Source organism: Xylophilus sp. GW821-FHT01B05 (genome assembly GCA_038961845.1).
Lineage (GTDB): Bacteria > Pseudomonadota > Gammaproteobacteria > Burkholderiales > Burkholderiaceae_C > Xylophilus.
Window position 1 is genome coordinate 4,415,668 of the sequence record CP152408.1, and the last position, 15,597, is coordinate 4,431,264.

The 15,597-nt window shown below is 62.4% G+C and carries 15 protein-coding genes and 3 tRNA genes; 10 read left to right on the forward strand and 8 right to left on the reverse strand.

The window, feature by feature from the left end; all coding sequences use genetic code 11:
- Window positions 1-65: 65 nt before the first annotated feature.
- The 10 genes from AAFF27_20535 to AAFF27_20580 all read left to right on the forward strand — a co-directional run bounded on the left by AAFF27_20535 (window position 66) and on the right by AAFF27_20580 (window position 9,500).
- Window positions 66-1,136, forward strand: a complete 1,071-nt coding sequence (locus tag AAFF27_20535; GenBank protein ID XAH22384.1) for an alpha/beta hydrolase — start codon at window positions 66-68, stop codon at window positions 1,134-1,136.
- Between the two features lie 18 nt (window positions 1,137-1,154).
- Complete coding sequence (locus tag AAFF27_20540; protein ID XAH22385.1) at window positions 1,155-2,804, forward strand: NAD(P)/FAD-dependent oxidoreductase; 1,650 nt, start codon at window positions 1,155-1,157, stop codon at window positions 2,802-2,804.
- A 4-nt stretch (window positions 2,805-2,808) separates the two neighbouring features.
- On the forward strand, window positions 2,809-3,849 hold the full coding sequence (locus AAFF27_20545) for a hypothetical protein (GenBank protein ID XAH22386.1): 1,041 nt from the start codon (window positions 2,809-2,811) through the stop codon (window positions 3,847-3,849).
- Window positions 3,846-5,177 carry an MFS transporter gene (locus AAFF27_20550; GenBank protein XAH22387.1) on the forward strand — a complete coding sequence of 444 codons (1,332 nt, stop codon included), beginning with the start codon at window positions 3,846-3,848 and terminating at the stop codon, window positions 5,175-5,177. Before AAFF27_20545 ends, AAFF27_20550 begins: the two co-directional genes overlap by 4 nt.
- On the forward strand, window positions 5,174-6,376 hold the full coding sequence (locus AAFF27_20555) for an FAD-dependent oxidoreductase (GenBank protein XAH22388.1): 1,203 nt from the start codon (window positions 5,174-5,176) through the stop codon (window positions 6,374-6,376). The genes AAFF27_20550 and AAFF27_20555 overlap by 4 nt, the downstream gene beginning before the upstream one ends.
- Before the next feature lie 28 nt (window positions 6,377-6,404).
- Window positions 6,405-6,599 carry a ferredoxin gene (locus tag AAFF27_20560; protein ID XAH22389.1) on the forward strand — a complete coding sequence of 65 codons (195 nt, stop codon included), beginning with the start codon at window positions 6,405-6,407 and terminating at the stop codon, window positions 6,597-6,599.
- A 43-nt stretch (window positions 6,600-6,642) separates the two neighbouring features.
- A complete protein-coding gene (locus AAFF27_20565) occupies window positions 6,643-7,875 on the forward strand; it encodes a cytochrome P450 (protein ID XAH22390.1) in 1,233 nt (410 codons plus the stop codon).
- A gap of 110 nt (window positions 7,876-7,985) precedes the next feature.
- The gene (locus tag AAFF27_20570; GenBank protein XAH22391.1) at window positions 7,986-8,393 is read left to right on the forward strand and encodes a carboxymuconolactone decarboxylase family protein; all 408 of its coding nucleotides are present in this window, start codon (window positions 7,986-7,988) and stop codon (window positions 8,391-8,393) included.
- A gap of 46 nt (window positions 8,394-8,439) precedes the next feature.
- A complete protein-coding gene (locus AAFF27_20575) occupies window positions 8,440-9,180 on the forward strand; it encodes a 3-oxoacyl-ACP reductase family protein (protein XAH22392.1) in 741 nt (246 codons plus the stop codon).
- A gap of 134 nt (window positions 9,181-9,314) precedes the next feature.
- Window positions 9,315-9,500 carry a hypothetical protein gene (locus AAFF27_20580; GenBank protein XAH22393.1) on the forward strand — a complete coding sequence of 62 codons (186 nt, stop codon included), beginning with the start codon at window positions 9,315-9,317 and terminating at the stop codon, window positions 9,498-9,500.
- 16 nt (window positions 9,501-9,516) lie between these two features.
- Here AAFF27_20580 and AAFF27_20585 read toward each other — a convergent pair.
- From AAFF27_20585 to folC, 8 genes are all read right to left on the reverse strand, one after another.
- Window positions 9,517-9,593: transfer RNA gene (locus tag AAFF27_20585), tRNA-Asp, on the reverse strand.
- Window positions 9,594-9,646: 53 nt separating this feature from the next.
- Window positions 9,647-9,722, reverse strand: a tRNA-Glu gene (locus tag AAFF27_20590).
- A gap of 29 nt (window positions 9,723-9,751) precedes the next feature.
- Window positions 9,752-9,827 (reverse strand) — tRNA-Ala (locus AAFF27_20595).
- 75 nt (window positions 9,828-9,902) lie between these two features.
- On the reverse strand, window positions 9,903-11,291 hold the full coding sequence (gltX, locus tag AAFF27_20600; GenBank protein ID XAH22394.1) for a glutamate--tRNA ligase: 1,389 nt from the start codon (window positions 11,289-11,291) through the stop codon (window positions 9,903-9,905).
- Between the two features lie 21 nt (window positions 11,292-11,312).
- Window positions 11,313-12,824 (reverse strand): amidophosphoribosyltransferase, encoded by a 1,512-nt coding sequence (gene purF, locus AAFF27_20605; protein XAH22395.1) that lies wholly within the window; start codon window positions 12,822-12,824, stop codon window positions 11,313-11,315.
- Between the two features lie 12 nt (window positions 12,825-12,836).
- Entirely contained in the window at window positions 12,837-13,325 is a 489-nt protein-coding gene (locus AAFF27_20610; protein XAH22396.1) for a CvpA family protein, read from the reverse strand.
- Between the two features lie 12 nt (window positions 13,326-13,337).
- Window positions 13,338-14,204, reverse strand: a complete 867-nt coding sequence (locus tag AAFF27_20615) for an SPOR domain-containing protein (GenBank protein ID XAH22397.1) — start codon at window positions 14,202-14,204, stop codon at window positions 13,338-13,340.
- Window positions 14,205-14,231: 27 nt separating this feature from the next.
- Window positions 14,232-15,548 carry a bifunctional tetrahydrofolate synthase/dihydrofolate synthase gene (folC, locus tag AAFF27_20620; protein XAH22398.1) on the reverse strand — a complete coding sequence of 439 codons (1,317 nt, stop codon included), beginning with the start codon at window positions 15,546-15,548 and terminating at the stop codon, window positions 14,232-14,234.
- Window positions 15,549-15,597 lie beyond the last annotated feature (49 nt).

Consider the following 15,597-nt stretch of genomic DNA (forward strand, 5'->3'; position numbering starts at 1 on the left):
GATTTTTGCCGGGACGGCTTCGCCCACTTTTGCAGTGCAACGCAAACCTCTTGGAGAACGACGACATGACAGACATCCAACTACACCGCCCTGGCAAGCTGGGTAATCCCGATCTCCTGATCCGGGACGATCTGCGCACCGATCGGCGCCTAATCGCCGCGCTGAGCGCGGCGCAAATGGACGGCGCGCCGCAAGTCCATATCACCGGCAGCACGCCACTCGAAGGCATTCGCGAATACCTCAAGGCTGCCGAGGCCGGATCCGTCCCGTTTCTGGCGGCCTCGGTCGCCGGTATGCCACCGATAGAAGGCGTGACCACCACCGTCGAGAAGATCACGGGCGTGGACGGCAACGAAATCGCCCTGTTCATTCACCAGCCGGATGACGTCGAGGGCCCGATGCCTGCAGTACTGCACCTGCACGGCGGCGGCATGTGCATCCTCGATGCCGAAGGCCCGCTCTACACCCGCTGGCGCGACGATCTGGCCACCAAGAAGCTGGTCGTCATCGGCGTCGAATTCCGCAACGCCACGGGGCGGCTGGGCGTGCACCCTTTTCCCGCCGGACTGAACGACGTCTCCTCTGCGCTGGCGTGGGTGAACACAAACAAGACCAAGCTGGGTATTTCCAAGCTCGTCATCTCCGGTGATTCTGGCGGCGCCAACCTCGGCCTGGCGACCGCGCTCAAAGCCAAGCGCGAAGGGCGAGTGCATGAGGTAGACGGCGTCTATGCCCTGTGCCCCTACATCTCCAACGCCTATACCAACAAACCGCCCGAGCTGCAGTCCCTCTACGAGAACGACGACCTTTATACGCCGCTGGCCGTAGTGGCGGCGACCGCCATTGCCTATGACCCGGACGGGAAGAACGCCACCAATCCGCTGGCGTGGCCCTACCACGCAAGTCAGGCTGATCTGGAAGGACTGCCACCCCATGCCATCTCGGTGAACGAGCTGGACCCGTTTCGCGACGAAGGCTTGGCCTACTACCGCAAGCTCCAGGCGGCTGGCGTGCCTTCACGTGCCCGGACGGTCAACGGCACCTTCCACGCCGCCGAGATCAATTTCATGCAGGCGATTCCCGACGTGTATGACGCGACGCTCAGCGACATCGCCGTTTTCGCCTACTCGCTCTGAACCCGAAAGGAAATTGCCATGAAAAAACACCTCGCACAGGGTTCGTCCGACCCAACCCAGGTCGACATGCTGATCGTTGGCGCCGGCATCACCGGCCTCTACCAGCTGTATCGCGCGTTGGATGCCGGCATGACCGCCGTCTTGCTTGAGGCAGGAGACGGCGTCGGTGGCACATGGTTCTGGAACCGCTACCCGGAAGCGCGCTTCGATTCGGAGAGCTACACCTACGCCTATCTCTTCTCAAAAGAGCTCTACGATGAATGGCGCTGGTCAGAGCATTTCGCCGCGCAACCTGAGATCGAGCGCTATCTCAACCACGTTGCCGACAAGTTTGAACTGCGCCGCCATATCCGTCCGGGCGCACGGGTCACCTCAGCAGTGTTTGACGAAAAGAGCGGGACCTACATCGTGCAGGCCAGCGATGGCAAGACCCGCATCGCCCGCTACCTGGTCGCTGCAACCGGCGTGCTGTCGGTGCCCTTCTATCCGGATGTGCCAGGCCACAAGGAGTTTGCGGGAGAGTCTTATCACACGGGACTCTGGCCCTCCGCTCCCGTGGACTTCAAGGGCAAGCGCGTCGCGGTGATTGGCTCAGGCTCCAGCGGAGTCCAGATCGTCCCCGCGATCGCGGACGAGGTGGCATCGCTGACGGTCTACCAGCGCTCGGCAAACTGGGTCACGCCGCTTAACAACCGTCCCATCTCCGAAGAAGAGCAGCAGGAACTGCGCGCCAACTACGAATCGATCAAACGTACGCTGGACACCAGTCTCAGCGGATTTCTACACCAGTCGCACGACCGTGCCTCTACCGACGATACCCAAGAGCAGCGCCTGGCATTTTTTGAAAAGCTGTGGAACCGCCCCGGCTTCTCGAAGTTGACAACCAACTACAGCGACTTCTTCACCAATCGCGAGCTTCGGAAGGAATTTTCCGAATTCATCGCTGGCAAGATCCGCACCCTCGTTAAGGACCCGGCAACCGCCGACAAACTGATTCCCAAAGACCACATCTACGCAGAGAAGCGGCCACCTTATGCCACCGGTTTCTACGAGGCTTTCAACAAGCCCAATATCAAGCTGGTTTCGCTCAAGGAAGCCCCGATCGTCCGACTGACGGAAAAGGGCATCGAAACGTCCGCCGGCTTGGAGGAGTTCGACATCATCGTCTGGGCGACCGGCTTCGATTTCGCGCGCGCGCTTCAGCGCATGGGCATCCGGGGGCGCAACGGCGTGGCGCTGGAAGAGGCATGGAAGGATGGCCCCAGCACTTTCCTGGGTCTCCAGGCCGCAGGCTTTCCCAATCTCTTCTTCCCCGGCGGACCACATGGCGCAGCGGCCAACAACCCCCGCTACAACGGCGACCAAGTCGACTTCACCATGGAGCTGCTGGCCCACATGCGCGAGCATGGCCTTCACGTCGTCGAGCCAAGTCAGGCAGCAGAGGATGAGTGGAACAACATGATCAGCGCCATGGCCGCCTATTCGCCGTTTTCGCCGGAGCACAGCTATTACTACGGCTCCAACGTTCCCGGCAAACCACGCAAGCTCCTGCTCAACCCGGCCGGGCGAGGCGTGCTCTTTCATCTGATGGGCAAGAGCCGGGCCGCGCAGTTCGCAACCTTCACCATGTCGCCATGCCCAGTGGCTGCACTCAGCGAAATGGAGTAGGCCCGTGACAAGCCCCACCACCAGCAAGGAGCCGCGTGACTTTCGTGTCGAGCGGCTGTTCCACCCAACAGCGCATGTGCCTGACGTGACGCAAGCCGAACAATGGTTTGCACGCGCCTTCGGGCAAAAAAGCAAGCCGTTGACCGCGATCCTGCCCTCGACACCCGATTACCCCACGGAGTACTCGCTGTTCACCGTCATCCGTGACGTGTTCTTCGACAGCGTCGACCCCAAGCTCCACTTCGTCAACGGTGTGCAGCGCTATCCAGCCGCGCAGGTGCCCAGCCTCAAGGGCTTGGGTTGGTACATTGAGGGAGTGGAGGAGCTCTATCACGCGTTGCGCCGCCATGGCATTCGCTGCATGGACCTGACCAACAACATATCGGATGGCGACGATCCCCCACTCTCGCGAGGCGGACGCGTCATGACCTACTTCACGGTTCCCGAGGACGCCGGGCTGCAATACCAGTTTTTCCGCGAAGGGCCGTTCCCGCTCGATCCCCGGACCACGCCGGGCTGGGTGCTCGGGCCAGTCGAGGCGGACGACCCGCTGGGCATCGAGCACTGTGCGCACCACACCATCCTGACCAGTCGGCCCGAGCGTGCGCTTCGGTTCATCGTGGATGCCCTCGGTGGCACAGTGGTACATCAGGGCCGCAACGAGCTACTGGGCGCCGCCAGTACCTTTGTCTTGATTGCCGATGCCTTGCTTGAGTACGCGGTCCCTGACCCCGGCACGCCCGCCCATGCCGACCTTGCAACACATGCGCCGCTAGATTCCTATTACGGCATCACCTGGAAAGTCACCGACCTTGACCGGGTGGAACGCCATCTCGCCGCAATAGGCGTGAGCATCCGCGAACAATCCTCCCAGACCATCATCACTCAGCCGGACACCAGCTTCGGCATCCCGTGGGGCTTCACGACCACGCTGAGCGTGAAGTTGCCGGAAGGACGCGGCAAGACCGGCGGTGGCACGGGAGATGCGGAAGCTCTGAAAGCCGGCGCCCAACGAGACCATCCATTTGGGAGCAATAAAACATGAAAAACACCCGGTTTGGAATGGTTTATGGCGGATGGCGCGTGCTGGCCGGGTCGTTCTTCTGTGCGGCGGTCGTAGTCGGTTTCACAACCTATATCTTTGGCATGTTCGTGATGCCTGTGACGAAGGAGTTCGGCATTTCCCGAGCGAACTTCAACAGCGGCATGATCGCGTTCCTGATGGGCGGCGGGCTGATGGCTCCCATTGTTGGGAATTTGCTGGACAGGTATTCGGGCCGGCTGCTATCCAGCGTGGGTGGCATCCTCTTCGGCGGTTCCCTGATGCTCATATCGCGCGTCGACTCGCTGTGGCTGATGCTCGCTCTGATCTTTCTGCCACTTACTTTCGGTGCGGCGACCTGTGGCGTCCTAGGCGCCAACACCCTGGTGGTGTCCTGGTTCCAGAGGCGGCGCGGGCGCGCCTTGGGAATACTGGCGCTCAGCACCTCTTTCGGCGGCTTTGTCAGCCAGCCGGTCACGGCTTTACTGATCGAGTCCTTCGGCTGGCGTGATGCCCTGTTCCTGATTGGACTGGGTGCCGTGTTGATTTTCTTTACCGTGATCAGCCTGACGGCGCGTACTCGGCCGACGACAGCAGAGGCCGGATATGCGGACGAATTCTCACCCTCCGTGCAGGTGAATCAGCCGAAACCCGGGATCTCGCAGGAGCGTTCGTGGAGCAACCGCGAACTATTGCGCAACCGGAATTTCTGGTTTCTAACCATCGGCCTCGCGCTGCTGTTTGGCACGGACCAGGCGGTGCTGGTATCGCAGGCGTCCTTCTTTCAAGATACGGGTTTGGACCTCAAGACGACTGCGCTGCTGATTTCGGTGAAAACCATTTCAGCAGTGGGAGGCAAACTCGCCATCGGCTTCCTATCGGACAAGGTGAATCTGCGTCTGTTGTACGCCTATGTGGCGGGGTCGAACATGCTGCTGATGTGCATCTACATACTGCAGCCGTCATTCGTGATTCTGCTGATCAGCGTAGCGCTGCTCGGGGTTGCGGTCGGCGGTGTGTTCCCCCTCTGGGCCACATTGATAGCATGGCTGTTCGGTGGGCGAAGCTACGGCAAGGTCATGGGAACGTCGATGATCATCATGCAGCCCTTCGCAGTGGTGGCTCTGCGCTTCATCGGCGAGGTATATGACCGGACGGGCAGCTACCACTTGGCTTTCGGAACGTTCATCCCGCTGGTATTTACATCCGTTGTGCTGATCGGAATGCTGAAGCCCGAGCGGGACGACACCGCGAACGCTGAAGCGGCCTTGCCGGAGGATCGTTCGCCACAATGGCGCGCAACAGCCGCGACAGACGGGGTCGCCCGATGATCGCGCCCAACAGGGTACTAATCGTCGGTGCATCAGCTGGCGGCCTGTGCACTGCAGAGGCATTGCGGCGAAGCGGCTACAAGGGGCAGATCACCCTGGTCGGCGATGAGCCACATGTGCCTTACGACCGTCCGCCGCTCTCCAAACAAGTGCTTCACGGTACATGGGAACCGGAACGAGCAACGCTGCGCCCCTCGCAGGCCTTGGCTGCTCTCGATGTTGATCTAGTTCTGGGCGACGCGGCGCTAGACCTGGACGTGGAGGCTCGAAGCGTGCGGACGGCATCGGGGCGCCTCTTTGAGGCGGACGCGATCGTGATCGCAACAGGCGCGAGGGCGCGACGTTTGCCGAAGCAAGAGGCTCTTGCCGGCGTGCATGTGCTGCGCTCGCTCGACGATACGCTGGCGCTTCGCGCTGAACTACTCGCGGCCTCGCGGCTGGTCGTGGTGGGCGAAGGCGTGCTCGGCTCCGAGATTGCGGCCACTGCGCGCACGATGGGGCTGGACGTGACGCTGGTCGGACCGCTTTCCGCGCCGATGGCCGCGCAGATCGGGCCGCTCGCCTCTGGGCTGCTCGCGCTGGTACACGAAGAGCACGGCATCCACCTGCGCCTGGGCACCGGTGTCGCAGGCCTTGGCAGCGATGGCCAACGTGTCACCGGCGTGCGTTTGGCAAACGGCAAGGAATTACCCGCCGACGTGGTGGTAGTCGCCATCGGTGCATCACCCGCGACCGATTGGCTGGAGAGGAGCGGGCTGCGCATCGACAACGGCATCGTGTGCGATTCCCGGTGTCGGGCAGCAGACGGAATCTATGCGGTGGGCGACGTGGCGCGCTGGCATCACGAGAAGCTGGGCCGCCTGACGCGTTTCGAGAACCGGACCAATGCCACCGAGCAGGCCGAAGCTGTCGCCGCCGGCATCCTCGGCAAAGACGCGCCATATGCGCCGGTGCCGTATTTCTGGACGGACCAGTTCGACACCAAGATTCAGGTGTTCGGCGTGATCACGGCCGAGGCGCAGGCGGAAATCGTCGAGGGTGATCCGTCGGCGCGCCGGTTCGTCGCACGGTATACGAGCGGAGGTGTCGTGACGGGCGTGCTGGGCTGGAACATGCCAAAGCAGGTCCGTCAACACCGACAGGATGTGGTCAACGCGATGGAGACCCATGCCCCCAGTGCTGAACGTGTTCAAGGTTGAACTTGAGGCAATACCAAGGAGATGTGAAATGAAGATTTTTATCGACCAGGAAAAGTGCGTCGCTGCGGGGCAGTGCGTGTTCTACGCGCCCCATGTTTTCGACCAGCGCGAGGAGGACGGCATCGTTGTCTTCGTGAACGAGAACCCTCCGCCAGAAGAGGCCGAGAACGTTCGCCAGGCTGCCGCTGTCTGCCCAGCGCTCGCGATTCGTATCGAGGAATGACACGCGATTGCAGAATTTTCTATTGAATCGACAAGGACGAAATATGAATACCACCGTGGCCAGTGACACCGAGGAAATTCTCGACTATCCGACTCCGAGGGACCCCTCCGCCCCTTTCCTGCCGTCGCCGGAACTGCGGGCGCTCCATGATGCAGGGGTCGAGATCTCTCGGGTCCGCATCTGGGACGGCAGCACGCCGTGGATCCTGTTGTCGCATGCGGCTCAACGCAAAATCATGTCTGATCCGCGTGTCAGCGCCAACGATCATCTTCCCAACTTTCCCTTCATGAATCGGGCGATTGCCGAGACCATCCACGATCGGCCGAAGACCATCTTTGATTCCGACGGCGAGGAACACGCGCGCCTGCGTCGGATGCTGACGAATTCGTTCACCCGCCACAGGATGGAGAAAATCCGGCCCAAGATCCAGCAGACCACCGACGATCTGATCGACAAAATGCTGGCAGGACCGAACCCGGTCGATCTGGCAGAAACACTGTCACTGCCGTTGCCGTCGCTGATGATCTGTGACCTGCTTGGCGTCCCCTATGAGGACCATGATTTCTTCGAGAAACACTCCAAGGTCGCCAATGCCAGCGACAAGTCTATTGATGAGCACCGTGTCGCGACGCGGGCCCTTGGCGAATACATCGGCCAGCTCATGCAAAAGAAGATGGACAGCCCTGAAGAGGACGTGGTGTCCGACCTCGGGCAGCGCGTTAAAGCCGGTGACCTCGACATGGCGGGTGCGGTGCAATTGGGGGTCATACTGCTGATCGCAGGCCATGAAACCAGCGCCAACATGATCTCGCTGGGTACGGCGCTGCTGCTGCAGCACCCCGACCAGATGAAGCTGCTGCGCGAAACCGATGACCCGAAGATCGTCGCCAGTGCCGTCGAGGAGCTTCTGCGCTACCTGACCATCCCGCACCTACTGCAACGACGCATCGCGCTTGAGGATATCGAGTTCAACGGCCAGATCATCCGTGCCGGTGACGGTGTCGTTTCGCCACTGCCCTCGGCCAACTTCGACCCCGTTGCCTTCCCCGACCCCACCAAGGTCGACATCACCCGCGACGCGCGTCACCATCACGCCTTTGGTTGGGGTGCGCACCAATGCATCGGGCAGCAACTTGCCCGCATCGAGCTGCAGGTCGTCTATCCAACGCTCTTGCGCCGCATCCCGACACTGAAGCTCGCCGTGCCCTTCTCCGAACTGCGTTTCAAGCACGATTCGCTGGCCTACGGCATCAAAGAACTTCCCGTGAGCTGGTAAAGGCGGAGTCGTTCCGCGCCCGCTGGTTACGGCAACAGCAAAGGTAAATGTGATGCGCTCCGTCCGCATTGCTGCGCAATGAATAGCGCGTCCAACATAGGAGAAGAGACATGACCGTAGAGAAAGAGGCGCCCTCCGGCGCGAACGCAACGACCGATCTGCGTACGGCGGGATTGGCGGCGCTTCGTGCGGCCTTGCCTGGTGTTTTCCCCGACAGCGACGTCGACCTGCGCGATGGCAAGTTCGGGGAAGAACTCGTCGAGATCGGCCTCGTGAGCGTCTGGGGAGCGTTGTGGGCGCGGGACGGACTGAGTCGCCGCGACCGCAGCCTGGTCACGCTGAGCCTTCTCATTGCCCTGAATGCCGAGACTGAGCTGCGCACCCACATCAAGATCGCGCTGACGAATGGTCTGACCGAGGATGAAATCGCCGAAGTGATTTATCACTCATCCGGCTATGTGGGATTCCCTGCAGCGGTAGCAGCCCGCAGCGCCGCCCGCGAGGCCCTGGGCACGTGATCGAAGCGTGCGCCTGAACACCGTCACACAAAAGGATAAACACCGTATGTCACTCGAAGGAAAAAATGCTGTCGTCACAGGCAGCGCGCGTGGAATTGGTCGGGCCATCGCGACGGTACTCGCTGCCCAAGGTGCTGCCGTCGCCGTCTGGGATCTGAACGCCGAAGGAGCAGAGGAAACGGTCGATATCATCCGCAAGGCGGGCGGCAAGGCAATCGCCGTGACGGGCAATGCGGCGGACGCCAGCGCCGTCGCTGCCTCCGCTGCGCGCACCCGTGAGGAGCTCGGCACGGTCACGATCCTTGTCAACAATGCGGGAATAAGCAGTTATGTGCCTTTTACGAGCCTGAGCGAGGAGGTGTGGGACCGGATCATCGGGGTCAACCTGAAGGGACCGTTCCTCGTGACGAAGGAGTTTGTTCCCGACATGCTAGAGGCAAGCTGGGGACGAATCGTCAACATATCCTCGTCCTCCGCGCAGAGCGGCGCGCCCTCGATGGCGCACTATGCCGCATCCAAGGGTGGCGTCATTGGGTTCACCAAAGCCCTCGCGATCGAGTTTGCCGACAAAGGGATCACCGTCAACCACGTACCGCCGGGCTTCGTCGATACGCCGCTAGTGCGCGAGGGCCCCATCGACGTGGAGGCCGTGGCACAGCACATGCCGATGAAGCGCGCGGGGCAACCGGACGATATTGCCTATGCCGTAGCCTATCTCGCGTCCAAGGAGGCCAGCTACGTGACGGGGCAGACGCTCAGCGTCAATGGCGGACGCTATCTTTTTTGATGGGAAATGGTGTCCCAGTCCAGTTTTGGCCGGCCCCTAGATAGAGAGTTCTAGGTGGCAGCGCGCGGCCCCCCTTCTGCATGGGGTGCAGGATTCGAATCCTTTCACACCGACCAGAATCAGTACGCAGATCAATGGCCTGGGTCTACAAAACTCAGGCCATTTTCTTTGTGCGGCGCGCCTGGCAAGATGATCGCGCGGGTTTACGACCGGCGAAAGACAAAAACGGCAACACCAGCCGAATAGCCGTATCCCAAAAGCAAGGAAATCAAATTCCAGAAATGACAATGGGTTGCATCATTTCTGATGCAACCCATTGAATTCACTTAAGAATTTTGGCGGAGTGGACGGGACTCGAACCCGCGACCCCCGGCGTGACAGGCCGGTATTCTAACCAACTGAACTACCACTCCTGGTAGATAGCTTTCGCTCCTGCATTTTCATGCCTGAGCCAAGCGCTACAACTTGGCGACCCTACGGGGATTCGAACCCCGGTACTCACCGTGAAAGGGTGATGTCCTAGGCCTCTAGACGATAGGGTCAAAACCTTGGAACTAACCGTCAGCAAAAATGGTGGAGGTAAACGGGATCGAACCGATGACCTCTTGCATGCCATGCAAGCGCTCTCCCAGCTGAGCTATACCCCCATCTGCCTTCAACACCTATCGCGTTTTGCGCTTTAGTTGTCGTCAACTGCTGAGCCTCGAATTATAGACAGCTTTTCATACGTTTTTCAAACGTGCCAACAAAATTTGTCGATCGAGCAATTCGAGCACCGCATCAACCGACGGAGTATGCGCCGTTCCCATGGCCAGCACACGCACTGGCATGGCCAGTTGCGGCATCTTCAGGCTGTGTTCGGCCAGGGTTTCCTTGATGGCTGCGGCGATGACGGGCTTGCTCCACTCGCAGCTTTCCAGCTTGGCGGCCAGCGTGCCAACGGCGGCCACGGCTGCCGGGGTCAGGTGCTGGGCACGCTCCTCGGGGGAGGCTTGCACGTCTCCATAGAAGCGCTGCGCCCAATCGGCCAGCGCCACAGTGGTGTCGCAACGATCCTTGAGCAGCGCGCAGATGCGCGGCAAGCGCTCATCCGCCGTGATGCCGCGGGCGCGCAAGTGCTCTGCCACTAGGGCGGCCAGCATTTCGTCGGACGCGGCCTTCATATGCTGGGCGTTGACCCAGCGCAGCTTGGCTTCGTCGAACTGCGCGGCGCTGCGGCCCAAGTGGTCCAGGTTGAACCACTGCAGGAACTGCTCGCGCGAGAAGATCTCGTCATCGCCATGGCTCCAGCCCAAGCGGGCCAGGTAGTTGACCATCGCATCAGGCAAGTAGCCTTCTTCGCGGTACTGCGTGACCGGCTTGGCGCCGTTGCGCTTGCTCATCTTCTCGCCCTGCTCGTTGAGCACGGTGGGCAGATGGGCGTAGACCGGCGGCTCCTTGCCGAGCGCCTGGAAGATGTTGATCTGCCGCGGCGTGTTGTTGACGTGGTCGTCGCCACGGATCACGTGGGTGATGGCCATGTCGATGTCGTCGACCACGACGCAGAAGTTGTAGGTGGGCGTGCCGTCGGGGCGCGCAATCACCAGGTCGTCCAGCTCGTCGTTGGCGATCTCGATGCGGCCCTTGACCTTGTCGTCCCAGGCCACCACACCACCTTGCGGGTTCTTGAAGCGCAGCACCGGTTGCACGCCTGCCGGCACTGGCGGCAAGGTCTTGCCGGGCTCTGGGCGCCAGGTGCCGTCGTAGCGCGGCTTTTGCTTGGCTGCCATTTGCTGTTCGCGCAGCGCATCGAGCTCGGCCACGCTCGTGTAGCAAGGGTAGACGTGACCGGCAGCCTGCAGGTCGGCCAGCACCGCCTTGTAGCGGTCCATGCGCTGCATTTGGTAGAACGGGCCTTCATCGTTGTCCAGGCCAAGCCAGGCCATGCCTTCAATGATGACGTCCACCGCAGCCTGGGTGGAGCGCTCAAGGTCGGTGTCTTCGATACGCAGGATGAAGTCGCCGCCGGTGGCGCGGGCGAATGCCCACGGATAGAGCGCGGAGCGAATGTTGCCGAGGTGGATGAAGCCGGTCGGCGACGGGGCGAAGCGGGTACGGGTACGTTGTGTCATCTAAAAGCGTGTTCTGCGAACTCAGGCGTCCTGGGCATTGGGCAGCGCAAGGCGTGAGGTGTCCTCTTCAGCGAAGGGCTCTTCCTGGCCGACGCGGGCCTCGTTGATGCGCTGGATGTCATCAGCGTTGATGTCGCCGGTCACATAGACGCCGTCGAAGCAAGAGGCATCGAAGCCGTTGATCTGCTGGTTGAGCGAGCCGATGGCTTTCTTCATGCCCTCGACATCCTGGTAGATCAGCGCGTCGCAGCCGATGACCTGGCGCACTTCCTCGACCGTGCGGCCATGCGCCACCAATTCAGTGCTGGTGGGCATATCAATGCCATAGACGTTGGGGTAGCGCACCGGCGGCGCGGCGCTGGCCAGGTAGACCTTCTTGGCGCCAGCATCGCGCGCCATCTGCACGATCTCGCGGCTGGTGGTGCCGCGCACGATGGAGTCGTCCACCAGCAGCACATTGCGGCCCTTGAACTCGCTGCCGATCACATTGAGCTTCTGGCGCACGGACTTCTTGCGAACGCCCTGCCCCGGCATGATGAAGGTGCGGCCGACGTAGCGGTTCTTCACGAAGCCTTCGCGGTACGGAATGCCCAGCAGATGCGCCAGTTGCGTGGCGCTGGGACGGCTGGACTCGGGGATGGGGATCACTACATCGATCTCGCTCGGCGGCACGGTGGAGATCACGCGCTTGGCCAGTGACTCGCCCAAGTTGAGGCGCGCCTGATAGACCGAGATGCCGTCCAGCACGGAGTCGGGCCGCGCCAGATAGACGAATTCGAAGATACACGGGTTGAGCTGGGGCGCTGACGCGCATTGCTGCGCATGCACCTGGCCCTTGCCGTCAACAAAGACGGCCTCGCCTGGCGCGATGTTGCGCTCGAACACATAGCCCGAGCCCTCCAGCGCCACCGACTCGCTGGCCACCATGACCGTGCCGTCTGGGCTGCGACCCAGGCACAGCGGGCGGATGCCATGCGGGTCACGGAAGGCCAGCAGGCCGTGACCGGCGATCAGCGCCACTACGGCGTAGGAGCCCTTGACCCGCGCATGCACGTTGCGCACGGCGGCAAACACCTCTTCCGACTGCAGTGGCAGGCCACGCGTGGCTTTCTCCAGTTCGTGCGCGAACACGTTGAGCAACACTTCCGAGTCGCTCTCAGTGTTGGTGTGGCGGTGGTCGGTGGAAAACAGCTCGCCACGCAATTGCTTGGCGTTGGTGAGGTTGCCGTTATGCACCAGCACGATGCCGAAGGGCGCATTCACGTAGAAGGGCTGCGCCTCTTCTTCACTGTAGGCGTTGCCTGCGGTGGGATAGCGCACCTGGCCCAGGCCGACATTGCCCGGCAGCGCGCGCATGTTGCGGGTGCGGAAAACGTCCCGCACCATACCCTTGGCCTTGTGCATGAAGAACTTGCGCTTCTGCTCCGTGACGATGCCGGCGGCATCCTGGCCACGGTGCTGCAGCAGCAGCAAGGCGTCATAAATCAGCTGGTTGACAGGGGCGTTGCTGACGACACCGACGATTCCACACATGGGGAGCAAACCTTATCGAGAGAGAAATTGGGCAAACGCGTCCGGCAATACCGGCTTAAGACTTTCAAGCGCCGACTGCAGCACTGGCGCCACCTGCGACTGCTGCCACCACAGACTGGTGTGCAGCGGCGTCATATGCACCACGACCGCTGCTGCCAGCAGCAACACCATGCCGCGAACCAAACCGAAGGCTGCACCCAAAGTGCGATCCACCGGACGCAGCCCTACCGTGGTGATCAGCCGCCGCATCAGCGAAGCCACCAAACCGCAGGCAAACGCCGCGGCCACAAATACGATGACGAAACCTGCCGCATAGCGCGCCGAATCGCCTGGGCTACCAAACGGCAAATGCTCTGCCAACGTGGGCGCCCACCACTGGGCCAGCACAAAGGCGACGATCCAGCCGAACAGCGACAGCACCTCGAACACCAAGCCGCGCCAGAAACCCAGCAGCAGCGAACCCAACAGCACTACACAGAAAATCCAATCGACCGCAGCCATCGCGCGGCAGCTTCACAGCGTTAGGACGCTGGCCGGGAAATCAAGACCCCGAATCCGGCTGGCCGCGTGATCAGCCTCGCTACGCTGTGTAAACGGCCCGACGCGCACCCGATGGCGCTTGCCGTCCTTGGTGTCTACGGACTGCACATAGGTTTTCAGCCCGTTGCGCTCTAGCTTGGTACGGACTTCCTGGGCCTTTTCCAGCTCGCCGAAAGCTCCGACCTGCACCACAAAGCGCGTGGCCGACTCAGCCGCAGCACCGGCCGCGGGCGCTGCCGCCACCACGGCGGAGGGAGCGGAATGGCCCTCCAGCAGGGCGCGTGCGCGCGCGGCATCGTCGGTCTTGGCCGGCGCTGCGGGCGCGGCGGCAGGCTTGGGCTGCGGCTTGGGTTCAGGTTTTGCTTCGGGTTTGGGCTCTGGCCTAGGCTCCGGCTTGGGCGCGGGCTTGGGTGCCTTCTCCGGCACGGGCGCAGAGCTTTCGATGACTTCCTCTCCCTCATCCAGCGCCTGCGCACCCGTGGTCTTGGCTGCGGATGCGACTTGCGTCGGTGCAGCACTTGCGGTGGCAGGCGCATCGATCGCACCCGATGCCGGGCGCGCACCGGGCAGCACCAGAGCTGGCGCCTTGTTGCGGTCGGGGATGGAGATGGGGATGTCGACCGCGATCGGCCGGGGCTGGGTGTCGAACAGCAGCGGGAAGCCGACGACGCCCAAAACCACCAGCACGGCGGCGCCTATCAGGCGGTGGCGTGCGCGGCGACGCAGTGCATCGGCGCTTTCGGCCTGGGGCGCGCCGCGGCGCGTGCGCGTGGTACGCGCACCGGCCTTGGTGTCGTCCTGCCCCTTGCGGCCCGGCCAGCTGAACTTGAAAAAAGCCATTGAATGCGAGAGGCGAGAGCTGTTCGGCTATCCGAGATGCCGGGCCTGCAGACGGGGAATTCCGTTCTGCAGCACACCGCCCACGGTATAGAACGATCCAAAGACCACGATTCTATCAGCGGGGTCTGCCGCGGCCGCAGCAGCGTCCAGCGCCGCCTGGGGGTTGGCAAAAGCAGCCGTATGCACCTGGCGACGGCCACCGGCCACCATTTGCAGGGCATTCCACTTGCTGAGCAGGTGGGCGGCGCTCTCTGCGCGCGGGGTGGGCAGATCGGTGAAATACCAGCGATCCACCAGCGGCGCGACGCGGGCCAGCATGGGGCCCAGGTCCTTGTCGGCCATGGCGCCAAAAACTGCGTGGGTGGCAGGATAGAAGCCCATGGCGTCGAGGTTTTCAGCCAGGGCAGCCACCGAATGCGGGTTGTGCGCAACGTCCAGGATCAGCGTGGGCTGGCCTGGCACGATCTGGAAGCGCCCAGGCAGCTCGACCAGTGCCAGACCGGTGCGCACCGCCTGGGCGGTGACCGGCAGCCGGTCGCGCAGCGCCGCGAACACCGCCAGCACGCCAGCGGCATTTACCAATTGGTTGGCACCGCGCAGCGCTGGATAGGCCAGGCCGCTGTATCGACGCCCACGCCCCGCCCAGCCCCATTGCTGCTTGTCGCCAGAGATATTGAAGTCGCGGCCGGTGATCCACAGGTCTGCGCCAATCGCCTCGGCATGCGCAAGGACACTGGCAGGTGGCGCCGGATCGCTGACCACCGCAGGCCGGCCTGGCCGCATGATGCCGGCCTTCTCGAAGCCGATGGCCTCACGCGTCGTGCCCAGAAATTCCGTGTGGTCGATGTCGATGCTGGTAATGACGGCGCAATCGGTATCGACGATGTTGGTGGCGTCCAGCCGGCCGCCCAGGCCGACTTCCAGCACGACCACGTCCAGCTCGGCCAGCGACAGCAGGCGCAGGATGACCAGGGTGGTGAACTCAAAGTAGCTAAGCGAGACCTCGGCGCCGTCGGCCAGCCGCGCGGCTTCCACCGCCTCGAAGTGCGGCAGCAGCGCCTCGGCCTGGACGATGTCGCCACGCACGCGGCAGCGCTCCTCGAAATGCACTAGGTGCGGTGAGGTGAAGAGCCCCGTCTTCCAGCCCGCTTGCAGCGCGATGGATTCGAGCATGGCGCAGGTCGAACCCTTGCCGTTGGTGCCGGCCACGGTGATTACCGGGCAGTGGAAGGCCAGGCCCAGCCGCCGCGCCACCTCGCGCACACGGGTCAGGCCCATGTCGATGGCGGCGGGATGCAGGCGCTCGCAGTGGGCGAGCCAATCAGAAAGGGAGCGGGAAGACATAAGGAGCGGGATTGTCGCCCAGCGACAAAACCTGCGCGCGCGACAATCG